Genomic DNA, 25,345 nt, shown 5'->3' with positions numbered 1-25,345 from the left:
AGTCGATACCGACGAATCACGAAAAATACTTCCGGATTCCTGGTTGATTTTCGCGACCACCCGAACATTTCTCGGACTTGGGCGTTCTCGGTCGACCGGGCTCAGCAACCATCGGAGAATCGACCCAGGTAATAGAGAAGGTCGTCGATGGTGACGGCCCCATCGGGCGTGTTCGACCCGGAGCCGTCGTCGACGTCGGCGCGGATGCGGCCGGCCTGGAACTCGCCGAGGTAGAACAGTAGATCGTCGATGGTGACGGCCCCATCGGGCACGCCGGTGGCTTGTCCGTCATCAACATCCGCGACGCAGACCGGCGTCGAGGCGACAAAGCACGCGCCCGAGAGCGCGATCGTGTAGATCCCGCCCACGCCCGGATTGACCGAGGTCCAACCGGCGAGCAGGGCAAGGGAGGCTGGGCCATCGGGCGCCCTTTCGAGGTTGAACGGTTGTTCGTTCCAGATGGGTAGCCCATCGAACGTGACGGCACGCCGGCCGAACTGGTTGATCGCGATGTAGTACCGCCCCGGGGTCGTGACAAACTGCCCGGTGAGGAGGCTCTGACGGAGCGCCCCCGAGGGCTCGTCGTCGCTCATGGCGACGCCCGTGCCATCCTGGGCGAAGAGCATGAGGACGGTGTCCCAGTCGGCGCGCCCGATCGTGGAGGCGGTGAAGGCGGAAGGGTTGCAGATGTCGATGGCGTAGAGGTCGGTCTCGTCGCCCAGGATGAAGCCGCGAATCTCCGAGAGCGTGCCGCTGCCCTCGCACTCCTGCGCGGCCTGGAAGAGGTCCGGGGCGTCTGTGGTCTCGGTCCAGCGCGGCGGGGGGAGGGCGTCGTCCAACTCGAAGTTGGCGGAGCGCCATACGGACTCGACGCCGCCGGGCGCGTCGATGAAGTCCTCGAAGAAACGGAACTGCCACTCGCCCACGGCGGCGACGGGGGCGGTGAGTTCAAAGGAAAGACCCGAGATCGTGATCGGCTCGGAGAAGGCCTCGGTGGTCGTGGGCTGGAAGATCGTCGCGAGACCGGTGGGCGGGGTGATCATGATGCGGGCGTCGGCGGCCCATGTCCCCGGGGCGACCGGCTCGAGCACCCCCGTGAAGTTCACGCGGTGAGCGGTGAACTCCTCATCGACCGTCGCGACGCGGATGCTATTGCTCGCCGCGAGGAAGGCGCCGATGGAGTTCACGTCTGTGAAACTCTTTGTGGTGCGAGGCGTGGCGGTCGCGGCGATCGCGCAGCACACCATGGCCGCGGCGGCTCCGGTGAACAAAGCACCCTGTCGTACATCTCTACGCATTCCCCGCCCTCCATCGGTACAACGTACACCAAGAACACAGGTGAAACAAGCCACTCGCGACGAATGTTCACGGATTCCCGTATTGGGCTGCAAAAAAGAACCGGCACCCCGGGAGGCCGGGGTGCCGGATGAGCGATGGCTCAAAGTGTCGGCTTAGCAGCCGCCGTTGAAGCGGGCGAGGTAGTAGAGGAGGTCGTCGATGGTGACGCCGCCGTCACGGGCGCCCGTGGCGGTGCCGTCGTCCACGTCGGAGCAGACGTTGCCGGAGTTGAAGATGGCGAGGTAGTAGAGGAGGTCGTCGATGGTGACGCCGCCGTCGGGAGTGCCCGTCGCGGTGCCGTCGTCCACGTCGGCGACGCAACCGGCGATGTTGGTGCGGACATCGACGTCGATGGTTCCGGCGACAGCGCCGGTGGTGATGACCGCCCAGGAGTCCACGAAGAAGGCGGCGTTGTAGGTGCTGACGGCGAGGTAGTAGGTGCCGGCGGCGAGGTCGCCGTCGATGCCGTCGAAGATCGCGCCGTCGAGGTCGGCGGGACGGGTGTTGACGGTGTCACCGAAGGAGAGCTGGCTGGAGAAGCCGGGGCCGCCGTCGTCATCGATGGAGATGGCGAGGCCGGTGGAGTCGTAGAGCCCGATCTCGGTGTCGTTCACGCCGAAGCCGTTGTCGGCGATGTTGGAATCGAAGACGGTGATGTCGAGGTAGGTGCTGCCGGCATCGGTGGCGGCGGCGGGAATCTGGAGCTTGTACCAGAGGACGTCGCCGGCGTTGTAGGTGGCGTCGTTGACGAGCTTGCCCGAGAACTCGGGGGAGAAGACGCGGCAGAGATCGGTGGCCGTGGGCTCGTTGGAGACCAGGAGCGCGATGTCACCGGTAAAGGTGCGCGATTCGGCGTCGGAGACGGTGAAGGGAAGGGCGTAGATATCGGCGGCCGTGGACACCGGGACGGTGTAGGTGAAGGAGTAGATCCCGTCGCCGCCGAGCACGTCGCCGCCGGTCCCGTCATCGACGAAGGCCTGGGTGGCGCTGCCGCCGATGGCGGAGAGGTCGGCCGAGACGGTGAGGCCGGTGCTCACGGGGTTCTGACCCGCGGTGACCTCGACCGTGAAGAGGGTCGTGGCGCCGTCGAGGAGCACGTCGGGCGTCGCGAGGCCCACGCCCGTGGGGGGAATCGTGCAGGCGTCGCCGAGCTGCATCACGAGGTTGAAGTCGGGAGTGTCCGTCTCGGCGAAGGCGTCGGTGCCGCCGGTCACGAAGAAGCCGGCGACGTTGAAGACCGTGTTGTACCGCGAAACGGCGAGGTAGTAGGTGCCGGGGGTGAGATCGCCATTGAACCCGTCGTTGAGAAGGCCGCCGGCGACGAGCGACGGACGGTTGGGGAGGATTCGCCCGAAGGTGAGGGCGCTGAGGAAGCCCGGGCCGCTGTCGTCATCGGCTCCGATGCCGAAGCCGTCGGCGCCGTAGAGGGCCATCTCGGTGTCGGGATCGAGCGTCCCGTTGGTCGAGCTGTCGGTGGCGATGTCGAAGAAGGTGCCGAGCGCGTCGGAGACCTCGGGGAGGGTGATGGTGTACCACTTGACCTCGCCCGTGGAGGTGAAGGTGTGGGCCGAGGTGGTCGTGACGTTGCAGAGCGTCGGGGTCGTCAACGCCGTCGGGGCGGCGAAGATGCGGAGGTTGGCGGTCGCGAAGGCCGAACGCGACTCGGCGTCGTTGATCGTCGCGAGGACGGCGTAGTCGCCCGGGGTCACCGTGCCGGCGACGGTCGTGGAGTAGACGAAGACGAGGTCGCCGGCGACGTCGTCGCCGTTGGTCCCGTCGTCGAAGAGTTGCTGCGTGGCGCTGCCGCCGACGGAGGTGAGATCGACCTCGACCGTGACGTTGCTGCTGACCGGGTTGGCGCCGGGCTGGACGCCGACGACGACAACGAGGGGCGTGGCGGCGTCATTGAAGCCGCCGGTGTTGCCGCCGAGACCCGTGGGGTTCGTCGGGGCCGCGGAGCCATCAAAGGTGAGGTCGATGGTGGACCAGGTGGCATCGGCGCCGCCGGCATCATCGAAAGACTCGAAGAAGCGGAACGTCACGCCGCCGACCGGATCGAATGGAGCGGCCACGGTGTGCACAAACCCTGTGGCCGTGACCGACGTGAATACGGCGTTGGTGGTAAAGGGCTGAACGGTGAACGCATTCAACGGAAGGGCATCGGGAATCACGCGAATCCTTGACTCAGACTCCCAGGAGCCGATGCCGCTGCTGTTGAGCGTGCCGTTGACCGTGACACTCCCGAGGGCATACGCACCCGTGGATGTTCCGGTGACAACCGAGTTGGTGGCCGCGTTCAGCGCACCGTCGCTGATGACCGCGGCGAACGGCCCGAACGTCTCAGGAGCGGCGGCAAAGGCCGACGCCGCCAACCCACATACGGCGAACAAACCAAAGACGGAACGATTCATGAAAACCCTCTCTTTTCTTTCTCTGTGACACCCTGCACGAATGAATCCGGCTGTCTGAGCAGACAGGCACCCCAGATTCCCACGAGTTTGGCACTCAAACCAATCAACAGTCTACCTCAGATTTCTCGAAATGCCAACAAAAAAACCCCGGGGGAAACCCGGGGTTTGGACGTTTAGGTCCGATTAGGTGGGTTTAGCAGCCGCCGTTGAAGCGGGCGAGGTAGTAGAGGAGGTCGTCGATGGTGACGCCGCCGTCACGGGCGCCCGTGGCCGAGCCGTCGTCGACGTCGGCGCACACGTTGCCCGTGTTGAAGATGGCGAGGTAGTAGAGGAGGTCGTCGATGGTGACGCCGCCGTCCATCACGCCCGTGGCCGAGCCGTCATCCACGTCGGCAACGCAGCCGGCGATGTTGGTGCGGAAGGTCACGTCGATGGTGCCCGTCGCGGTGCTGTCGGAGATCGCGACCCACGGACCCGCGGGCGTGATGTTGAAGGAGGAGACGGCGAGGAAGTAGGTGCCTGCAGCGAGGTCGCCGTTCTGGCCAGCGGCGGCGACGCCATCGCCATCAGCGGCGCGTGGCGTGACAGTGTCGCCGTAGGACAACTGGCTCATGAAGCCAGGGCCCGAATCGTCGTCGGAAGCGACGACGTTGCCCGACGTATCGAACATGGCGATCTCGGTGTCATCGGCGAAGGTGTCGCCGGTGAGCACGGAGCCGACCGTGGTGATGTCGAGGTAGGTGAGGCCCGCGGCGGTCGCGCCGCCGGTGGGAACCTGGAAGGTGTACCAGAAGGTCTGGCCGGGCGCGTAGGCGAGGTCGTTGATGAGGAGGCCCTTGAACTCCGGATCAAAGACGCGGCAGAGGTCGGTGGCCGTGGGCTCGCCGACGACCGTCACGGTGAAGGAGCCGGTGCTGGAGCGCGACTCGGCGTCGGCCACGGTGAAGCCGATCGAGTAGGCGGCCGCAGCGGTAAGGTTGGGGATGGTGTAGGTGAAGGAGAAGGTGCCGTCACCACCGGTGACGTCGCCGTTGGTCCCGTCGTCGAAGAACGCCTGGGTGGCGCTGCCGCCGATGCCCGAGAGATCGGCCGTCACGGTGATGCCCGTGCTGGTGGGGATCTGGCCCGGGGTGGTCACGACGGTGAAGAGGGGCGAGAAGGAGCCATCACCAAGGCCCGCGTTCGGCGTGGAGGCGCCGACGCCGGTGGGATTGGTGGGGGCGGGGGTGTTGTAGACGAGGTTGAGCTTGACATCGCCCGCGTCGGCCGGGGCTGGGACGAGGACTTCCCAGTTGGTCGTGTTGTGGGTGGTGGAGAACTCGGAGACAGCGAGCCAGTAGATGCCCGCGGCGAGCGCGCCGTCGCGCCCGTTGTGGGCCGTGCCGCCGGTGAGCGGACGGGTGGGCGAGACCGCGCCGTAGGACTCGGCGCTGTAGAGGCCGGCGCCGTCGTCGTCATCGGCGACGACGAGGTTGCCGGCGTTGTCATAGAGGCCGACCTCGGTATCGGTCAGCGTGCCGGGGGCCGTGCCGCCTTCAACCCAGAGGTCGAGGTAGTCGGCCGGATCGGCGACGCCGGTGGTCAGTTCGAAGCGGTACCACTTGACGTCACCCGCGGCGTAGGCCTGCTCGTGCATGATCGGCGTGGCCGAGTACGAGAGGGTGCCGAGGTCGGTGAAGGTGGCGGGGAGGCCCGAGGAGCCACCGGAGATCGCGTGCGAGATGTTGGCGGTCGCGGTGCGGGAGAGGGCATCGGTCGCGGTGACGACGATGGCCGTGGTCCCGGGCGCGCCGGTCGGGGAGAAGGTGAGCGACCAGATCCCGTCGGCCGCGGTCACGTCGCCGCCGGTGCCGCTGTCGTTGAAGGCCTCGGCCGCGGTGCCGCCGACGGCGGAGAAGTCACCGGTCACGCTGCTGATCGCGCTGGCCGGGAGGCCCTGGGCGACGGTGGCGGTGAAGAGGACCGGCGTGCCGGAGAGCGTCGGGTCGGGCGTGTCACTCGTCGCGGTGATGCTCGGATTAGCAACGATGGCGGCGGCCTCTTGGTAGACGAGGTTGAGGAGGATGTTGCCCGTGCCCGTTGCGGTGCTGGTGGCGTTCCAGCCGGTCGCGCCGAAGGTGGTGTTGAAGACACCGACGGCCATCCAGTAGGTGCCCGCGGCAAGCCCGCCGTCACGACCGTTGAAGGCCGTGCCGCCGGTCAGGGGGCGTGTCGGGGCGACAAGCCCGTGGGACATGGCGCTGAAGGCGCCCGCGCCGTCGTCGTCATCGCTGTCGACGAGGTTGCCGAGGCTGTCGTAGAGGCCGATCTCGGTGTCGGTCGGACCGGCGACGGCGGGCGTGTCGGTCCAGGAGTCGAGGAAGTCGACGGCGTCGTTGGCGCCGGCGATGGTGAACTTGTACCACTTGACCTCACCCGCAGCGTAGGTCAGCTCGCTGCTGACGGGGGTGTTGGAGTAGGAGAGCGTGCCGAGGTCCGTGAAGACGGCCGGGGCTGCGACGATGGAGAGGGCGATGTTGCCGTTGCCCGAGCGGGACTCCGCGTCGGTGACGGTGAAGGGGAGGGAGAAGTTGCCGCCGCCGGTGACGGGGACGTTGTAGAAGTAAGAGAAGATGTTGTCGCCGCCGGTGACATCGCCGTTGGTTCCGTCGTCGAAGAACGCCTGGGTGGCGCTCCCGCCGACGGCGGAGAGATCGGCGGTCACGGCGAGGCCGGTGCTCGTGGGCGAGGCGCCAGGAACGACGTTGACCGTGAGGAGCGTGGAGCCCGTGCCGTCGCCGAGCGCGCTGTTGGGCGTAGCGAGGCCGGAACCCGAGGGGTTCGTGGCGAGGTTCTCGACCGTGAGGGCGACCCAGTTGATATCGAACTGGCCGGAGACGCCCGTGGTGGTCGTACGCGTCATGGGAACCTGGACGTTGCCCACACCGCTGGTGATGCCCATGTTGATGTTGGAGATGCTGGTCGTGCTGCTGTTGGCGACGACGTTGGGGAAGTCCAAGACAAGACCCGAGAGGTACGTACCCCCGGTGCTGTTCTGGTTGTTGCAGGTGTTCCAGTTGCCCCAGGCGAAGTGGTAGGTGCCAGCGGCATAGGAGAGCGTGCGACCAGAATCGGGATCGTCGTTGTCGTACCCGGTGATCACACCGAGCGACGAGTCGTAGACGAACCAGTCGTGGTCGGCGGTGCTGCCCGTGCCTTCGCCGATGGTGATGTTGCCAGCGGCGACGGTCCCGCTGCCGCCCGCGGCCGTCTCGGTGACGGCGGAGGAGGAGAGGACGACGCTGTAGTCGCCGGTCGTCGTGGCGGTGCCCGTGACGCGGACGTAGATGTCACGGTTGCCGGAGGCGCCCGTGCCATAGAACACGGCGCGACGGCTGCTATCAGCCGTGATCGTCGTGGCGGTCTGCACCGTGCTATCGGTGGTGCCGATCACGCCGCCCGATTGCGACAACCCACGAATGGTCATGGTGTGCCCGACCGCCCCGACGGTGGAGAGGTCGAGCTGGTAGCGGGTGAGCACGCCGTCGGCCGGGATGCGCACGAGGAAGTTATCGATGCCGGTCGTCGTGCCCGAGATGGAGTTCCCGGAGAACGTGTCCCCGGCGGCCATCGTCACGAGCGTGGCGGTGGCCTTGTCGTCGTTCGGTTCGACTTCCGGCGTGTTGACCGCATACGCGGCCATCGCCAGAGCCATGGCAGCGGAGGCTGCCGTCACATACGTTCGATTCAACATATCCCTAGCTCCTTCGTTTCCCTGGGGGACAGACAAACAACGAGACCGCGCCTGACGAGCCACGCTGGCAAGCCTTGCGCGTAAATCTCAGTTTCCCTCACACCCACCAACCACGAGTCGGTGAGAAGGCGCGGAATAACAGATTCCCCACGCGCCGCCGGCCCACACGCCGGCCGAGAACACTGTCAGGATACCAGAAAGACCGGGTTTGGAGAATACTCAACTGGTGGATTCTGCCCAAAATCGTGGAACCGATGCCAGAATTGGCCAAATTGCAACCGGTTTCACACTCGATTCCACCGCGCAAAAAAATCGCCACCCAAGGTTTCCCTTGGGTGGCGCCGTGTTTATTACTGGTTCTGGCTCGCGAGAGCCTGGGCTTAGCAGCCGCCGTTGAAGCGGGAGAGGTAGTAGAGGAGGTCGTCGATGGTGACGCCGCCGTCACGGGTGCCCGTGGCGGAGCCGTCGTCGACGTCGGCGCAGACGTTGCCGCCGTTGAAGATCGAGAGGTAGTAGAGGAGGTCGTCGATGGTCACGCCGTTGTCGGGCGTGCCGGTCGCCGAGCCGTCGTCCACGTCGGCAACGCAGCCGGCGATGTTGGTCCGGACGTTCACATCGAACGTGCCCGAGAAGGCGCTGGTGCTGGCGACATCCCAAGGCGAGGCGAAGGTGGTGTTGAAGGCGGCCACGGCGAGGTAGTAGGTGCCCGCGGCGAGGTCGCCGTCCTGGCCAGCGCCGGCGACGCCGGTGCCGTCGATCGGACGGGGCGTGGCGGTGTCACCGAAGGACAACTGGCTGAGCAGGCCATCGCTGTCGTCGTCATCGGAGGCGACGAGCGTGCCGGCGGAGGTGTAGACGCCGATCTCGGTGTCGTTGTTGGCCGTGAGCGCCGAACCGAACGTGTTGAAGTCCACATAGGTGAGCCCGGCGGCGGAAGCGTCCGCGGGGATCTGGAAGGTGTACCACTTGACCTCACCGGCGGCGAGCGCGACGTCGTTGAGGAGGGTGCCGGCGAACTCGGGAGAGAAGATGCGGCAGAGGTCGCCGTTGGCCGTGGGCTCGCCGAGGATACGGAAGGCGATGTTGCCCGAGCCGGTGCGCGACTCGGCGTCGGAGACGGTGAAGGGGAGGGAGAAGTTGCCGACGGTCGCGCCGTTGGCAACGTTGAGGGTGTAGGAGAAGATGTTGTCGCCGGCGGTCACGTCGCCGCCGGTGCCGTCATCCACGAACGCCTGCGAGGCGCTGCCACCCGCCGCCGAGAGATCGGCGGAGACGGCGAGGCCGGTGCTCACGGGGAACTGCCCCGGAGCGACGGTGACAGTGAGGAGCGAGGAGCCCGAGCCGTCATTGAGGACGGCGACGGGGGTCGCGAGGCCCGTGCCCGCGGGGGCGGTGGGGCCTTCGCGCGTGACGCGGAGAACGACATCGCCGGTCGCGGTCGAGGTGCTGGTGGCGTTGAAGTTGGTCGCGTTGAAGACCGTGTCGAAGGCGCCGACGGCGAGGATGTAGTCGCCCGCGGCGAGGGTGCCGTCACGCCCGTTGGAGGCGGTGCCGCCGTCGGTCGGGCGGGTTGGGGCGATCAGGCCGTAGGAGAGGGCGCTGAAGAGTCCGGGGCCGTCGTCGTCATCGCTGTCCTCGAGGTTGCCCGAGGCGTTGTAGACGGCGATCTCGGAGTCGTTGTTGGAGAGGGTGCCCGCGAGCGTCCAGACGTCGAGCCAGGAGGCCGGATCGCTGATCGCGTCGGGGAGGGTGAACTTGAAGAACTTCACCTCGGCGGCGGCGAGGGTCACCGTCTGGGTGATGTTGGCCCCGGCGCTGATCGTGCCGAGGCTGCCGACGATAAGGGCCGTCGCGTTGCCCGAGCCGCTGCGCGACTCGGCGTCGGTGACGGAGAGGGGGAGGCTGTAGGTGCCCGCGGAGGCGCCGGAGATGGTGGCGGAGAAGGAGAAGATGTTGTCGCCGCCGGTGACGTCGCCGTTGGTCCCGTCGTCGAAGAGGGCCTGGGTGGCGCTGCCGCCGATCGCGGAGAGGTCCGCGGTGACCGCGAGGCCCGTGCTGGCCGGGACGGTGCCCGGGGTGACGGTGCCGGTCACGAGGACGGTGTCGCCGTTGCTGCCGAAGAAGGCGTTGCCGGCGACGGCGGGGTTGGTGTTGGCGGCCTCAACGGTGAGGGCGACCCAGTTGAGGTCGAACTGGCCCGAGACGCCGGTCGTCGTGAGACGGGCGAGGGGGACCTGGACGTTGCCCGCGCCGCTGGTGATGCTCATGCCGATGTTGGTGATGTTCAACGTGCTGGTGTTGACGACGACGTTGGCGAAGTCCGTGACCGCGCCGGTGAGGAACGTGCCGTTGGTGCTGGGGAGGTTGTTGGCGGTGTTGAAGTTGCCCCAGGCGACGTGGTAGGTCGCGGGCGTGAGCGAGATCGTCGCGCCGCTGTCGGGATCGTCGTTGTTGGCGGTGGGAATCGCGGCGAGCGCGGAGTCGTACACCCACCAGTCGTGGTCGGCGTTGCTGCCCGTGCCCTCGCCGAGGGTGATGCTGCCCTGCGCGACCGTGCCGCCGCCGCCCGCCGCCGTCTCGGTGACGGCCGACGAGGAGAGGGTGACGGTGTAATCGCCGGTGGTGCTGGCGGTGCCCGTGACGCGGACGTAGATGTCACGGTTGCCCGAGCCACCCGTGCCATAGAACACCGCGCGACGGCTGCTGTCGGCCGTGATCGTCGTAGCGGTCTGGAGCGAGGTGTCGGTCGTGCCGACGACACCACCGGAGACGTTGAGCCCGCGGAGGGTCATCGAGTGGCCGGCGGTGCCAGTCGTGGTGAGGTTGAGTTCGTAGCGGGTGAGCACGCCGTCGGCGGGAATGCTCACAAGGAAGCAGTCGATCCCGGTCGTCGTCGCCGAGATCGAGTTTCCGGAGAACGAGTCGCCGGCGGCCATCGTGACGAGCGTGGCGGTCGCCTTCGCGTCGTTGGGCTCCACCTCGGGGGTGTTCACCGCGAATGCGGCGGTCGAGATCGTGAATCCGGCCGCTGCGGCGAGCAGACCGGCCTGCACCTTCCAGTTCTTCTTCATAGGACCTTTCTCCTTTACTGAGCACACACGGGTCGACGACACGTCGACACGGACGAAAATCGCCACTCGCGCGACGGGCGCGAGCGGACGCACACAACTCGATTTGAACCTTTTGGCTCGCCGATTGGATCGCGCGCCGGTTCGCCGCCCCCAACGAAGTCACTTCTCCTCTTCCGATCTTCCACACGAGGATGGACAGCCTAAGTGTACTTCAAGAAAGATCAAAACGCCATAAAAATCGACACGAATGAGGATTTCGGACCTTCATAGTCCGTATCCGAGTGGGCGTCGAAGCCCGTATCCTCTGCCACCATGCAAACGAGTGTGAACTGGCTGAACGGGCTCTTGAAGCCGGGCGGACTCAACCCGAACGAGATCATCGAACTCCTGCCCCACGCGGGATTTCCGATCGAGAGCCAAACACGTTCCGCGACGAAAGAACGGAACCCTGACGTCCTTCTCGATGTTGAAATCACCAGCAATCGGGGCGATTGTCTGTCGCACATCGGTCTCGCGCGAGAGATTGCGGCCGCCTCGCACGGGCGACATGTGCTTACCGGACGTCCACACCGCACGCCGGGGATCGATCCGACCAACACCGCATCGCTGATCTCGCTCGTGAATCAGGTCTACACCGAATGTCCCAGATTCACACTGCGCGTGATCCGCGGCGTGAAAATCGGGCCGAGTCCAGCGTGGCTGCGAACGCTCCTCGAGAGCGTCGGGCAGCGGAGCATCAACAACGTGGTCGATGCCACGAACTGGTTGAACCTGGAGTGGGGCAACCCGTGCCACGCGTTCGATCTTGCGAAACTCGCGGGGCCGGCGATCGTGGTGCGACGCGCGCGCAAGGGCGAGCGCCTGACGACGCTCGATGGCAAATCGCGTGAACTCGCCGGCGACGAGGTGGTCGTCGCCGATGCCGAGCGGGCGCAGGGCTTGGCGGGGGTGATGGGCGGGGCGGACTCGGAGGTCACCGACGCCACGACGGACATCGCGCTCGAGGTCGCGACGTGGGATCCCGTCGCGGTCCGTCGGGCGGCACGGCGGCACGGCATCCGCACCGACGCGAGCCATCGATACGAACGGCTGGTCGATGTGCGCACGGTCGATGACGCGGCGGAGCGCGTGGCGGCGCTGATCGTGGAGGTCGCGGGCGGGCGCCTCTGTGCAGAGCCATTGGCAGCGGGTCCGGCGGTCCCGGCGGTGACACGGATTCGGCTTCGGGCCGCGCGCGCGTCACAGATCCTGGGTGTGGAAGTGGAAACGAAAGCGATCGTGGATGCGCTCGCGCCCTTGGGGATCGAGGCCGAGCCGATCGGGCGTGGCGGGCAGGAGTTGGCGTTTGTCGTGCCGGCGCATCGACCCGACCTGACGCTCGAGATCGACCTGATCGAGGAGATCGCGCGCGTGATGGGGCTGGACGCGATCCCGCAACGGGAGACGATGGAGGTTCGAGTGCGCCCGCCCCAGGAGAGCGAACGCCGACGGAGCGCGATCGCCTCGACCCTCTGCGGCATGGGATTCCACGAGATCGTGACATTCACGTTCACGAGCGTGGAGGACTCTCAGGCGTTTCTGCCGACGACGCCGACGGGATTCGGGCTGGTTCGCGTGGACGACGAGCGTCGCGCGCACGAGCCGGCGTTGCGGACGAGCCTGGTGCCGAGCCTGCTTGGATGCCGACGAACGAACCAGAACTCGGGGGCGAGCGGCGGGGTGGATGTTCGTCTCTTCGAGGTCGGGTCGGTCTTTGCCGAGGCCGGCATGGGGTCGGCGAGTTCAACGATCATGGAGCGGCTGAACCTTGGACTCGTGCTCGACGTGCCCGTGCGCGGGAAGGCCGCGACGACCAGCGAGTTGCAGATCGGCGTGCGCGCGATGCGGGGCGCCATCGAGGCGCTTGTAGGTGGTGTCGTTGGTGCCGGGGCGAATGTTGAACTGATGCCAGCCTCGCCGCATTGTGGAGCGTTTCGAGACGGCGCGTACGCGGGCGTGGAGATCGACGGCGTGCGCTTCGGCTATGTCGGCATCATTACCGACGCGATCCAGAAGCGATTCGGACTGGAGAGGCCGGTGGTCGCGAGTGAGATGGGGATGAAGGAGTTGCTCGGAACGCCGACGAAGACTCGGCCGATCTCGGTCCTGCCCCAGATGCCCTCGATCGATCGGGACGTGTCGCTGATCGTCGATGAGCGGCTGACGTGGCGCGAGGTTCTCGGACATGTGGAGTCGCAGTCGCCCCAATGGCTCGAGCACGTCGCGTTCGTGGGGACCTATCGCGGGGCGCAGGTGGGCGCGGGGCGGAAGAGCCTCACGCTGCGATGCCGATTCCGTGACGCGTCGGCGACGCTCCGCAATGAGGAACTCGACCCGGTGTGGCACTCACTTCTTGATACTTTGCGCGCGCGAACGGGGGCAGAGATCCGCTCGTAAGCGTGGTCGCTGCTTGGGGTAGAGCAAACCCAACCATCTACCGGACGGAACCGGTTTCATGATGTCTATGATGAGCGCTGCGCTCGTGGAACGTTGTGAGTGATGGAATCGAGTACGACCTTTGAGCGCGACCGGTGGGGAACACACAGGATTCTGAGGCCGTCGGCCCAAAGTATGGAGGACGCACGATGACGACCGCAGCACGCCCGACGATTGCCCGTGAGAAGGCCGCATTTGACCTTCCCTCGCCCGACCTGTGGAAGGCCGAGACGAGCGAGAAGCCGCTGATCTTCGTCAACGGTCGGATGGTCCCCAAGAGCCAGGCCGTGGTCTCGGTGTATGACCATGGGCTCTTGTATGGTGACGGCGTCTTCGAGGGGATCCGCGTCTATCAGGGGAAGATCTTCAAGTGCCAGCAGCACGTGGACCGGCTGTATCGCTGCGCGGAGAAGATCCACCTGAACATTCCCTTCCCCAAGGAGCAGATGGTCGCGATCCAGCAGATGTGCATCGAGTCCAACGGCTTGAGCGAGGGATACATCCGCATGATTGTCTCGCGTGGCGTGGGGACGCTGGGGTTGAATCCGAGGCTGTGCCCGGTGCCTGGCGTCATCTGCATCGCCGACCAGATCTCGCTGTATCCCAACGACTGGTACACGAGCGGGATGCGTGTGGTGGTGGCGAAGCGTCCCAAGACGCCGGTCGCGTGCCTTGATCCTCGGATCAAGAGCCTGAATTACCTCAACAACATCCTCGCGAAGGTCGAAGCGATCGAGCAGGGGTGCCTTGAGGCGATAATGCTCTCGCCCGATGGCTGGGTCACCGAGTGCACAGGCGACAACATCTTCATCGTGAAGGGTGGCGTGCTGTACACGCCGCCGAACACGACGGGGACGTCCGGCTCGCTGGAGGGGATCACGCAGAAGTTCGTGCGTGATGAACTCGTGCCGATGTGCGGCTTGAAGTGCGTGGTGAAGGAGATGCGCCTGGACGAGGTGCTGAAGGCCGAAGAGGTCTTCCTGACCGGGTCGGCGGCGGAGATCATCGCGGTCACGCAGATCGACCACGAGAAGAAGGAACACAAGATCAGCGCCAGCGAGGGCCCGATCACGGCGAAACTGCGGGCGAAGTTCCGCGAGATCGTCACGGGGCCGAACGTGCCGGTGAACTAGTGCGTGCTCTTCATCTGTGAACGCGGAGAGAAAGTCGTCACGGGCTAGGCGCCTGTGCCACGAGAAGGGGTTGTGCCGATGCAGAGGCGAGTGCTGGCGATGGCCGGGGTGGTGGGGTGCGCCGTGTTGCAGGGCGGGTGCGTGGTGTGGGACATCCGCAACGACCTGCGTGGCGTGAACGGGCGGCTGGAGCACGTCGAATCGCAACTCGCCGCGTTGGACAAGACGAACCAGCAACTCGACGAGTTGAAGGGACAGATGGAGTCGCTCAAGGTGCAACTGGTCGCGTTGCAGACGAGCCTGCAGGTCATGCCCTCGATGGACGCGACGCTCGTGAAACTCGACGGTCATCTGGCAGGGCTTCGTGGGACGATCGAGTCGATCGATAAGACGATCCCGTTCTTGAGCCTCTCGCCCAAAGAAGAAGAGAAGCCCGAGGGCGCGGCCGGTGAGCACGGCGCGCCGACAGACGATTCCATGCCTCCATCGCCTGATTCGACTGGCGAGTCCGCGACGCCGTCGAAACCATAACCTGTTTCTGTGCGGCACATTGCGACGATGGATTCTGTCGAAACTGACATTCTGCTTAGCGCTTCCTTGACATGATCTGAATATTACCGCACAGTAGCGTCCTTATGGACGGACTCTCTGCATTCGAGATCGCGGTGCGACTGGGGGCGGCCGCGGGACTGGGCGCACTCGTCGGGCTCGAACGGGAACGCAAGCACCGGCCCGCCGGGTTTCGGACGATGATCCTGATCTCGCTGGGATCGGCCGGGTATGTGATCGTGGGCCTTGAGGCAATCCACGCGATGGCGAAGTCGCTCGCGGACGCCGGCTTGACCAGCGCCACCAGCAATGCGCAAGGGCGTCTGTTGGGTCAGGCGGAGATCAGCCGCGTGATCCAGGGATTGATCGGAGGGATCGGGTTTCTGGGCGCGGGGGCGGTGATCCAGAACAAGAAGGCCGTGCGCGGGCTGACGACGGCGGCGGCGGTGTGGGTGACGGCGGCGATCGGGGCGGGGTGCGGGTTGGGCTTTTACAAACTCGCGGGCATCCTTGGTGTGGGGACGCTCTTCACGCTGATCATCCTCGAGTATGTCGAGGAGCACTACTTCCCTGATCCTGAGACGCTCGAGTCGCGCAACGGGACGAACGTGCAGCGGATCGTGATCGATGAGGATGGACGGCCACTTGATCCCAAGGAGTGAGCGAAGTCAGGACGCGATCGCGCGCCTCTGGGCGAGATCGTCCTGATTCAGTAGCGTGTCGCCCTCGATATCGCGCGTGGCGATCTGGCCGAGAACACTCTGGAGTACGAAGGGCGGGAGTCCTGTGCCGGGGCGCTTGAAGGTGAGATCCACCCGGCGGATCGGTGTTCCTGCCTTGATGCTGCGCGCGGCGACGATGGACTGGCGAGAGACCGTGCGCACGTCCTGCTCGATGGGGATGACGCGTTTGGTTGCGCCTGGCGATGGGGAGCGTGGAGTTGTGGCCGCGACTTTGGCGCCTTCGCGTGCTCGGGCGACGTATCGGGCGAGATCGGCCTCGACGAGTGACGCGGCGTGGTCCGGGCCTTTGGCGTTTGTGTCGTGGGTGAAGTGCTTCTCGAGGATGCACGCGCCGCGACGCGTGGCCTCACAGGCGGCGTCGATGCCCTGGGTGTGATCGCTGTAGCCGACGGGAAGATCGAACATCGCGCGGAGCGCGAGGATCCCGTCGAGTTCCGCGTGCTCCATCGGCGTGGGGTAACTGCTCACACATTGCAAGATCGCGAGGCGATCGTGGGCGGGGGTGAGCCATTGGACGGCCCGCTGGATCTCGTCGGGCGTGCTGGCGCCGGTGCTGACGATGAGGGGCCTCCCTGTTTTGGAGAGGGCGTGGAGCAGCGGCTTGTGGATGATGTCGGGACTGGCGGTCTTGAAAGCGTCCCACGCGAGTTCATGGGCTGGGGGCACGAGTTCGAGGGAGAAGACGGTGGCGATCGCGGCAAGGCCGAGGGTGTGGGCGAGATCAACGCAGGCGCGAAGATCGTCGAAAGAGAGTTCGAGTCGGCGGAGCATCTCGACGGGGTCGGACTCGCCGGCGGCCCTTTGATACGCCGCGAGGCGCGAGGCGCGGCTCATGAGACGCTCGGCTTCGAAGACCTGGAACTTGACGGCGTCCGCACCGGCGCGAGCGGCGGCACGGACGAGGTCGAGCGCACGATCGACGCGCCCGTCGTGGTTCACGCCGAGTTCGGCGATGACAAATGGACGAGTGGCGAGATCGGGCGTGGCGGCGATGGTTCGGCCGGCGATGTGCATGTCAGGTGGCGCCTTTCAGCATGGCTTCGGCGACGAGGAGATCGATTCTGGTGTCGATATCGACCACGGAGCCTTCGGGATTGATGATGCCCCGGCGGTCGCGGCCAAAGAACGCGTGCGGGCCATCGGCGACGTTGGGAATGCGCAGATGCAACGCGTCAGGGGTAAGGGCGATGACGCCGCCGTCGGGGATGAATGCCGGGGGGAGATCCTGACGGCGGAAGATATTGTGGTTGAGGATCTCGCCCTCCCAGGGGCGGACGGATGCGGTGTCTGGATCGACGCGGGCGGTCCACCACGGGTGGTGCTTGCCGACGGGCTGATAGGACTGGACGGAGTCGCAGCGCGTGCTCGTGAGCGTGTCGAGCGCGCGATCGGTGGCGTCGGCGGGACGGATGGGGACGTTGGCGTAGAGGATGACGACGGGAGCCGAGTCGCCTAGCCAGGGGTGGCGTTCGCGGAGTGGGGCGTTGTTGAGGATTTCTGTGTGGGCGTGGCGGGCGGCATCATCGACTCGGGCCGTGTCGCTGGCGAGGTGGGGCGGGCGATCGAGGGCGAGCACGCCGAGTGTCGTGGCGAGATGTCGCATCTCGGCATCGTCCGATGAGAGCGTGACGAGGCCGACGCGCTTGGAGGCGTGCGCGTGGCGGATGGTCCACTCGACGCAGGGTCGGCCGACGATGGGGAGGAGGTTCTTGCGTGGTAGTCCCTTGCTCCCGCCGCGTCCGAGGATGATGGCGATGGCGGGGGTTGGGGCGGGGGTGGTCATGACGCCGTCGCGAGGGGGATGTTGGATTCGTGTGAGGTTGTGGCGCGACGGTACAGGGTTGAGAGGCGTTGTGTGCCCAGTGTGCCGAGGAAGGTGCCGGAGGCGTCGCGGACGTGCCCGAGGGGATCGATGACGAGTTTGCTGCGCTGGAGCGCGGCCTTGGCGCCAGAGGGAAGCGGAAGCGGCGCGATGCGCTCGCCGGGGATGGGCGCGGGGAGCGGATCGATCACGCACGAGCCGAAGCGCATGAGACCCATGTCATAGAAGCCCTCGATCTGTTCGTACACGGCGTCGCGGCGAGTCATGCGCGGGACGATCCATGTGTGGGGCAATCCCGCGGCATGAGCCTGGGCGTCGGCCCATCGGTCGAGGGTGTTGAGGCCCTCTTCCACTTGTGCGAGCGCATCGAGGCCGGTGAGCGCGTGATAGGTGCTCGGGTGGGTGGCGGGGATGTCGATGCTGATGATGTCGGGCGCGAGGCGGGCGAGGCGCTCGGCATCGAAGACGCCATCGACGAGGCGGGTGCGGACGTGGATGGGCCACGGGCCGGACTTGCGGAGATACTCAACGATCTCGGCGAGGCGCGGATGATCGGCGGCGTCGGGCTCGCCCAGGAGCGTGAGGGCGGCGTCGGGACGCTGCGACAACTCTCGCGCGAGCGTGTCGATGAGCGAGGCGCTGATCGGCGGGACGTCGGGCGCGGCAAGCCGCAGATCGATGATCGGCGGGAGCGGCGCGGGCGAGATCTGATCGTCGTGCTCGGCGCACCAGCGGGCGATCGACTCGATGGTGAGTTCGTGGTGGCGCCCGGCGTGGTCGCGAAGGATGCTCGCGGCGAGGGATGATTGGCCCGCGTCGGCGATGAAGCGATGGTGCAAATCGCGGACGCTCGAGGGAATCGAGACGCACGCGCTGCGGGCGATCGGGTCGGCCTGGGGCGCCACGGGGATGTAGCCCAGATACACGCCCAGGGACGCGAGCGGACCCGAGGACGCGGCGAGTTCGTCGAGGAGCCCGGTCGTGACGAGGCATGGGGCGAGGCCGGGCGGGGCCTGTGTGAAAGTCAGCGGGTGCTGCTCGGGGCTTTCGGCGTGGCGGGCGACGAGGGCGTCGATGATCGCGGGATCGACGAGGGGCCAATCGGGCCCGACGAGGACCGCGGCGTCGAGTTCGAGTTCGTGGGCGATGGGGGCGAGGATCTTGGGGCAACAGACCTCATCGAAGACGGTGAGCCGTCCGACGCCGCCGCGCCACGAGGCGCGCGACCACGAGCGCCCGCCTCGCATTGCGTGGAGGCGATCACGCAGAAGCGATTGGTCGGCCTCGGCGATGATGAGGCGTTTGCCGGCGGCGATGAGCAGCGGCTCGACCGAGGCCGTCAGGCGGCGGACGTGCTCGATCTGCGGCGTGACGATCGCGATGGTGTCGACAGACGAGCACCGGGCGAGGCGTTCGAGCGTGAGGGCGAGGGCGTGACGCCCCTGGACGATGGGGGCGGCGAGATCGCGTGGCTGGCCGAGCCCCCCGACGGTCGTGTCGGCCTGGATGAGGACAGCGACGCGCGGGCGTGACGCGATGGCGAGGTCGGGCGCGTGATTCGACGCGAGTTGGGTCGCGTCGGATGAGGTCGACGCGGCGTGGGTGGCGGCGGAGGCATCGCGCGTGACGCGCGGGCCGCCGGCGATCGCGCCGAGGCAGTCGCCGAGCATCGACCTGGCCTGATCGGCGGCGTCGGCGATCCAGGTGACGTTGTCGATGTCGCGCTCGATGCGCCGCTTCTGACGTTCGAGTTCGCTGAGGCTCCGCTCCAGGGCGATGTGGCGATCGTTCCTGAAGCGGCGGAGCGAGCCGGTCTGGTTGAGGAACTCGACGAGGCGGAAAGCGTGCTCGGCGGCACGGACCTGGCCAGCGATGGTCTCGACGCGAGCAATGAGGCGGTTGACGCGGGGCTGGTCCGCATGATGATCGAGCATCTCGCGGAGGAGGTCCGCGGTGCTGCGGCTTCGTGACGCGAGCGTCGTGACATCTTCACGGAGCGCATCGACGCGGCGCTGCAGCGCCTGGAGGCGCCGGGCCCGCTCGCGCGGGTCGATGGTGGGCATCGGCGAGAACGAGAGCGACTGGGCGTCGCGCGGAGCGAGGAACTCGATCGCGTCGGCGAGGGGCATGGGGCGCGTGTGCTGCTTGCTGACGCCGCCCTCGGTCGCGTCGATGATGCGCAGGCCTCGCGAGGCGTCGGCGGCAAAGTCACGCTCGAACTGGACGAGGTATGTCGCCATCTGCTCGTCGGTGTAGATGGGCCGACCCAGGTGATCGGTCGCGGCGCGGAGCATGGATCGCATGCGCACGATGCGTTCCCACTCCATCATCTCCAGCGTGTTGAAGTCGTTGAGTTCGGCGCTCCAGACGCCGTGGATCGCGGCGCCGGCGGCGTAGTACTGCCCATCGGTGAAGCCCAGGTCCTGGCCCACGAGCACGACGGGGTCGCAGCCCATGTGTCGCGCGAAGGAGTAGGAGAGATGGGCGACGGTGGCGCCGGGGGGTACGGACCGCGCGGGGTCGTCGCCGCCGAGGTCGCTCGCGAGCGCCTCTCCAAGAACCAGGTCGAGGAGTTCATCGCGGACGAATCGGATCTCGCCTGGATAGGCCTGGATGACGGCGGGGTTGACCTTGGGTTCGGCGACGAGCGTGACGCCCTCGACGTCGTCGGCGGTGAGGCCCTCGTAGAAGCGCCGGCTGATCTCGTGGTGATCGAGAGCCGTCACGAAGTGCGGCCTGATCCCCTCGCGGAGGAGCGTCTTGAGCACGGTCTGGGCGGCGATGATGACGACGCGCTCGCGGAGGGTTGGATCCTTCAGGAGATGGATGTTCCGCGCGAGGCTGGGGCCGGCGGCGACAACGATCGCGGGGCGGGCGGCATGGACGTCGGCGAGGTCGGCGATGCCCGGGCGTGTCGCGTAGTGATCGGCGTTCTGGAGGAGATTTCGAAGCGTTGTCTCGCACTGGACGAGCGTCGTGACGACGTTGGTGCGCACGGCGGAGACGGTCGCGGCAAGGGCGCGATCAAAGTCGGCGACGGACTCGCCCAGGCGCAACTTGCTGGGAAGATGGGTGAGCAGGCGCGTGCCCAGGCCAAGGATCGCCTCGGCGCGCGTGGCGGCGGCGGCGACGGAGGAGGCGTCGGCCTCAACCACCACGCGCAGCATCGGGTGCGCCAGCCAGGCCGAGAGATCGACGTGCTCAAAGAGCGAGCGCAGGAGCGAGACATCCGGCTCGAAGGCGATGACCATGCCGCCCTTTCCGACGCGGTCGAGCAAGGCGCGGACGTGGTGCCCACAGGCGAACCCGGCGACGGCGGCGGCCGCGTGGATGAAGGGATCGAAGGTGCTCGCGAACTCCTCTCCCTCGGCGATCGGATCGACCAGGCTCGAAAGACGCACGAGGCGACCGGAGGCGGCGGGTAACACGCCGGTCACGCCAGAGTCGGCCGCGAGTATCCACTGGACTTCGGGATGGGGCAAACTCGCGGCAACCGCACGGGCGGCGACCGGCGAATGGATCGAGAGGGCGCGGAGATTGCGTTCGAGCGTGTCGAGGCTCGGCACAAGATCGGGCCTCACGAGGGCTTGATCGGGAGTCGTGGACATGGCAAGGTCAATCGAAAGCGGGCGAACAGTGAAAGAACCGGCGACCAACGCCTCGCAGGATGCGTGCCGGGGCGCTCAGGCTCATCAACTCTCCATCGGCGGAACCGGCGATGCGGGGGGAGAATCGGTCGCGGGTCACTGGCGGGGAATCAGTTGCGCCTGGACGCGCGGGGTGTGCGCGGCGATCGGCATGGGCTGCGCTGGCGTCGCGCAAGGGCAACTCCCAGGGACGGGGTTGACCGTGCCAACGCCACTACCCTCGCCGTCGATCGTGCAGCACAATCTCTTCGAGCAACCGTGGATTGTGGTGGCGCTGGCACTCGTGGCGGGTGTGGTGCTGGCGATGGTGCTCAATGGTCGCGGGAAGGGGCGTGCCGCCCTGATGGCGTTCCTGGTGAGCGGACTGGTGGCCGGCGGCGTGTTTCTCGCTTCGGAGGCCGTCACGACTCCGCGTGAGAAGATCGACCAGTCGGCCCGCGCCCTGGTGGCGGCCGTCGCGGCCGGGGATGCGACGGGCATGGGCGAACGGTTGACGAGCGACGCGACGATGCGGGCGTGGCTCTTCCCGATCGAGGTCGACCGCGACCGGATCATCGACGAGGCATCGAAGCGATTCGGCGATGGGGAGTTCCGCCTCTCGTCGTGGAGCATCGAGGAGTTGCAGGCGAGCCAGGCGGGGCCCGAGGTGGGCGTGGTGCAGGTGAAGATCCGGGCGGTGCCCGCGAGAGATGGCACGATTGCCCACTTCAGTTGGTGGCGATTGGATCTCCGGCTCGAGGGCGGCGAGTGGCGCGTGCGCCACGTCGAGCCGATCAGCGTGCAGTTTGTGACGAATCCGGTCGGCGGCTAGGCGCGGCGGGCGGCCTCGTCGCCGATGCGGATCACGATGATGGTGGCGTCGTCGGGGCGCGTGTTCAGGCCCGCGAACTGGCGCTGCTCCCAGACGATGCGCTCGAGGACATGCGCGGCGGTGGCGTCGGGCGTGTTCTTGAGGGCGGTGAGGACGGCCTCGTGGAGGCGTTTCTTGCCGAAGCGCTCGCCCGAGAAGTTGAGCGTGTCGGGAACGCCGTCGGTGTAGGCGACGATGAAGTCACGCGGGCGGAGGTCGCAGATGGCGCGCTGGTATCGCTGGGAGGGATCGACGCCGACGACCATGCCGCCGACGCCGAGCTCGTCGATGTCGGCTTTGCTCGGGGGTCGATGGGCTGGCGCACGGACGACGAAGGTCGGCTCGTGCCCTGCGGAGCAGTAGGTGAGCCGCCAGGTGGCGGGGTCGATCACGCCGTACCACAGCGACGCGAACTCGTTGTCCATCGTGTCGTGACAGAGGGCGACGTTGACCTTGGAGACGACGTCGTCGAGGTCATAGGTGCGCTGGACGTGGGCGCGGAGGCTGGCGCGGACGGCGGACATGAGCAGGGCGGCGGGGATGCCCTTGCCCACGACGTCGCCGATGACGACGCCCATGTGCCCGTTGAGATTGATGAAGTCGTAGAAGTCGCCCCCGAGTTCGAAGGAGGGCTGGTAGCGCACGGCGATCTCGACGCCGCGCATGTCCGGCGGCTTGTGGGCGAGCATGCGACGCTGGACGTCGGCGGCGAGTTGGAGTTGGCGCTGGATGCGCTGCTCCTCGCGCTCGAACTGGAGGAGCCTAGCCTGCTCGACGGCGACGGCGGCCTGATGGGCGATGGAGCGGAGCAGGCGCCGGTCTTCCTCGCTGAACTCACGCGGTTGTCGCGAATACAAGCGGATCACGCCGATGGGGCGCTCCTGGAAGATCAGGCCACACTGGATCGTGGCGCCGAGACCCTCCTTCGCGACTCGATCGGGGATGAGAACTCGCGGATCGTGCGCGAGATCCTCGGAGACAACGACCTCGCCGTTGAGCGCGACACGGTCGAAGGCCCGGCCTCGGCTGAGCGGTTGGTTCCAGGTGATCCACTCGCGCGAGAGATTGCGCGAGGCGGCCATGTAGAGATCGTTCTCGTCCTCCTGCGCATCGGGATGGTGGCGTGAGCCGTCCTCGTCCTGCTTGAGGAGCATGATCGCGCCCGCGTCGAGTTCCATCGCGTCGAGTACGGACTCGAGGGCGGTCTCGAGGACGCGCTCGGCTCCGACGGCCCGCGCGAGCATCGAACTGACCTTGTAGATCGCGCCGACTTCCTTCAATCGGTGACGCAACTCGAGTTCGTGCTCGCAGAGTTCAGAGGCCGTGCGCGTGAGGAGGACCAGGGCACGCTGGAGAACCTGTCGCGCATCGTCGGGGAGGGCGGGGTTGCCCGGGCCCATGACGATCGTGCCAATGGGCGCCTCATCAAGGAGGAGTGGGATCTCGATCGACCCCGGCTCGATGGGAGGTGAGGTTGCCGCATCATTGAGACGCCACGCGCCATGTCCTGGGGTGGTGGGAAGATCACGCTCGATGAGCCGGCCAGAGGCATCGCGGAGTTGGACCACCACGCCCGAGAGGCGGGTGAGTTCCTGGCAAAGCGCGGCGAGTGAGCCATCGGTCAAGAAATCGACGATCGTCAGGGGGCGATCGACAGGCAGGCCCGGAACGAGGCTGCGAGAGAGCGAAACCGTCGCAATGTCTTTACCTGAAGCATCTTGCGCCACAGATTGATCGCCCGGCATGCTCACGTCGAGTACCCCTCCCCACCACCCCCCCCATCCCACCTGGTCCAACGCCCATGCGGCCTCGGAGTGATTCGGGGGATATTAGGTCGAAACTCCCCCACTGGCGAGGCGGGTGTTCCAGGGCGAGTCAAGGGTTTGCAGGACTCGGATTGGCCAACCAGACGCCCTCAAGGACGTCGATCCAGAGAGTGTTCTCGTTCTGGTTCCTGGTCTCACGGCGGAGGAGGATGAGTCCTTCGCGGATGGCCGGTTCGTCATTTCGCTGGTAGCCGAGGTACGCCTGGAGCAGGGCCGACTCACGGGGGAGGCGCTGGGTGATCCCGGACGACTCGGTGAGGTTGGATCGAAGGAGTTGGAGGAGTTCGGTCTGGCGCGCCTGGTCGGGCATGAGCGCCTCACCGAAGCGCATCCCGATGGCCTCGGGGTGCTCGGTGATGAGCGTTTTGAGATTGACGGAGGCGGAGAGGAGGAGCCCCGCAGCGAGTTGGGAGTTGATCCGTCCCGCCATCGCCGAGATGTCGCCCCGGCGAATCTGGAGGGCGAGGGAGAACTTCTCCTCGGCGTCGAGGTAACGTCGTTCGCGCATCTTGTCCTCGGCGTCCTTGAGGGCCCGGCCATAGGCGTCGGCGGTGGAGAGTGTCGATCCCGAGAGGCTCGTGGTGCGATCCTCGCCGGCCTTGCGGATCACGCCGAGGAGGTCGTGGTCGAGTGCTGGCGTGGATGTGTTTGCCTCGCCGGGGCGTGGATCACCGGGCTTTGACGCGCGGGAATCGTCGCTCGCGCCGCGCCCCGAGAGCAGGTCGCGGAGGTCGTTGAGTCGATCCTGGGTGGAAGTGCTCCTGGCGTCGCGATCGTCCGACGTCGCGCCCGGAGCCGGGCGATCGCTCTTCGATGGATCGTCGGTCGGCGTGGCCTTGGGCAACTCACTCGTCGCGGGCCTGGTCGCGCGCTGTGTCCCGGCGAAGTTGTCGAGACGGGCTCGGAACTGCTCGTATCCACTCGAGATGGGCCGTTCCGTCGCGGGCAGGACGGCACTCTCGGAGCCAGCGCCCGGGATCGGGGCTTCGCGTGGCTGTTCTCCGAGTGTTCGCAGCGGCTCGGGGATGAGCGGTGCCGCGGTGACGCCGGTGGGGATGTACTTCACACCAAGGAGGCCGCTGGTCGCGGTGATGACCTGACCTTGATCGGATTCGCGGGTGCTCAGGACCACGGGGGCGAGGGCGCGATTGGCCGTGTAGGACGAGGTGGATCGGAGCGCGCCGCTGGGGGACTGCCATCCGCTCACGCCGAACGAGGGCGTGGTCGCCTGGGAGTTGAGGACGCCGGTGGAACTCGTCCCTGTGGCGGCGACGGGTGTCGCGTTGACATCGCGCCCGTAGACGAGCCTTGAGGGGGAGTTGCCCAGACCCGTGGCGACGGAGAACTGGTACTGAAGCCCTTCGGTCCCGCGGAAGCCCATGCCACCCAGACCCGAGGAGATCGAATCGCGGCGGAAGGCGAAGTTCTGGGCGTCGCCGAGGGTGTCGCGGAAGTCGCCCGGCGCGCTGTAGTTGACGCTGGAGCGGAGGGAGAGCCCACCGGGCGCGTTGCCCGTGACCATGGCGTTGCGGAAGGCGACCTCGGCGGCGAAATCGGCTCGCGGGGCGTTGCCCGAACCGCCCACGCGGAGGTCACGCTCGAGTGCACGGCCTGTGGCGTTCTGAGAGACGTACTGGGCGAAGGCCGACGAGCCCATCGCCAGCCCGGCGCACACTACGGCCACGCGTGTCATCTGTCCTGCCCGTCGATTCTTCATGGCATCGCTCCGGTCCGCATGGTCGGCCGA

The 25,345-nt window shown here is 66.8% G+C and carries 14 protein-coding genes; 5 read left to right on the top strand and 9 right to left on the bottom strand.

The genetic code is table 11. The features are described from left to right. Window positions 1–101: 101 nt before the first annotated feature. From IPK69_08665 to IPK69_08650, 4 genes are all read right to left on the bottom strand, one after another. Window positions 102–1,298 (bottom strand): hypothetical protein, encoded by a 1,197-nt coding sequence (locus IPK69_08665; protein QQS08075.1) that lies wholly within the window; start codon window positions 1,296–1,298, stop codon window positions 102–104. A gap of 153 nt (window positions 1,299–1,451) precedes the next feature. After that, complete coding sequence (locus tag IPK69_08660; protein ID QQS08074.1) at window positions 1,452–3,749, bottom strand: hypothetical protein; 2,298 nt, start codon at window positions 3,747–3,749, stop codon at window positions 1,452–1,454. 193 nt (window positions 3,750–3,942) lie between these two features. Then, the gene (locus IPK69_08655; GenBank protein QQS08073.1) at window positions 3,943–7,482 is read right to left on the bottom strand and encodes a hypothetical protein; all 3,540 of its coding nucleotides are present in this window, start codon (window positions 7,480–7,482) and stop codon (window positions 3,943–3,945) included. A 380-nt stretch (window positions 7,483–7,862) separates the two neighbouring features. Next, window positions 7,863–10,553 carry a hypothetical protein gene (locus IPK69_08650; protein QQS08072.1) on the bottom strand — a complete coding sequence of 897 codons (2,691 nt, stop codon included), beginning with the start codon at window positions 10,551–10,553 and terminating at the stop codon, window positions 7,863–7,865. 312 nt (window positions 10,554–10,865) lie between these two features. Here IPK69_08650 and pheT point away from each other — a divergent pair, with 312 nt between their 5' ends. The 4 genes from pheT (at window position 10,866) to IPK69_08630 (ending at window position 15,372) form a co-directional block, all read left to right on the top strand. Next, on the top strand, window positions 10,866–12,989 hold the full coding sequence (gene pheT / locus IPK69_08645) for a phenylalanine--tRNA ligase subunit beta (protein ID QQS08071.1): 2,124 nt from the start codon (window positions 10,866–10,868) through the stop codon (window positions 12,987–12,989). A 188-nt stretch (window positions 12,990–13,177) separates the two neighbouring features. After that, a complete protein-coding gene (gene ilvE, locus IPK69_08640) occupies window positions 13,178–14,161 on the top strand; it encodes a branched-chain-amino-acid transaminase (protein ID QQS08070.1) in 984 nt (327 codons plus the stop codon). Between the two features lie 72 nt (window positions 14,162–14,233). After that, entirely contained in the window at window positions 14,234–14,692 is a 459-nt protein-coding gene (locus IPK69_08635) for a hypothetical protein (GenBank protein ID QQS08069.1), read from the top strand. Between the two features lie 104 nt (window positions 14,693–14,796). Continuing rightward, window positions 14,797–15,372, top strand: coding sequence for an MgtC/SapB family protein (locus IPK69_08630; GenBank protein ID QQS08068.1), 576 nt, complete (start codon window positions 14,797–14,799; stop codon window positions 15,370–15,372). A gap of 6 nt (window positions 15,373–15,378) precedes the next feature. On the opposite strand, the gene IPK69_08625 is transcribed toward IPK69_08630, so the two are convergent. From IPK69_08625 to IPK69_08615, 3 genes are read right to left on the bottom strand one after another with little or no spacing between them, the layout of a single operon-like run. Then, window positions 15,379–16,467, bottom strand: coding sequence for an N-acetylneuraminate synthase family protein (locus IPK69_08625; protein QQS08067.1), 1,089 nt, complete (start codon window positions 16,465–16,467; stop codon window positions 15,379–15,381). Between the two features lies 1 nt (window position 16,468). Further along, on the bottom strand, window positions 16,469–17,236 hold the full coding sequence (locus IPK69_08620) for an acylneuraminate cytidylyltransferase family protein (GenBank protein ID QQS08066.1): 768 nt from the start codon (window positions 17,234–17,236) through the stop codon (window positions 16,469–16,471). After that, a complete protein-coding gene (locus IPK69_08615) occupies window positions 17,233–20,883 on the bottom strand; it encodes a DUF115 domain-containing protein (GenBank protein ID QQS08065.1) in 3,651 nt (1,216 codons plus the stop codon). Before IPK69_08615 ends, IPK69_08620 begins: the two co-directional genes overlap by 4 nt. Here IPK69_08615 and IPK69_08610 point away from each other — a divergent pair. Then, the gene (locus IPK69_08610) at window positions 20,882–21,733 is read left to right on the top strand and encodes a hypothetical protein (protein ID QQS08064.1); all 852 of its coding nucleotides are present in this window, start codon (window positions 20,882–20,884) and stop codon (window positions 21,731–21,733) included. The two genes, IPK69_08615 and IPK69_08610, sit on opposite strands and share 2 nt — an antisense overlap. Here IPK69_08610 and IPK69_08605 read toward each other — a convergent pair. Both IPK69_08605 and IPK69_08600 read right to left on the bottom strand, forming a co-directional pair. Next, the gene (locus IPK69_08605) at window positions 21,730–23,397 is read right to left on the bottom strand and encodes a SpoIIE family protein phosphatase (GenBank protein QQS08063.1); all 1,668 of its coding nucleotides are present in this window, start codon (window positions 23,395–23,397) and stop codon (window positions 21,730–21,732) included. The genes IPK69_08610 and IPK69_08605 overlap by 4 nt on opposite strands. Before the next feature lie 250 nt (window positions 23,398–23,647). After that, complete coding sequence (locus IPK69_08600) at window positions 23,648–25,315, bottom strand: hypothetical protein (GenBank protein ID QQS08062.1); 1,668 nt, start codon at window positions 25,313–25,315, stop codon at window positions 23,648–23,650. Between the last annotated feature and the right edge of the window lie 30 nt (window positions 25,316–25,345).

The organism is Phycisphaerales bacterium (assembly GCA_016699835.1).
Classification (GTDB): Bacteria; Planctomycetota; Phycisphaerae; order Phycisphaerales; family UBA1924.
This window is presented reverse-complemented; position numbering and strand designations above follow the sequence as displayed.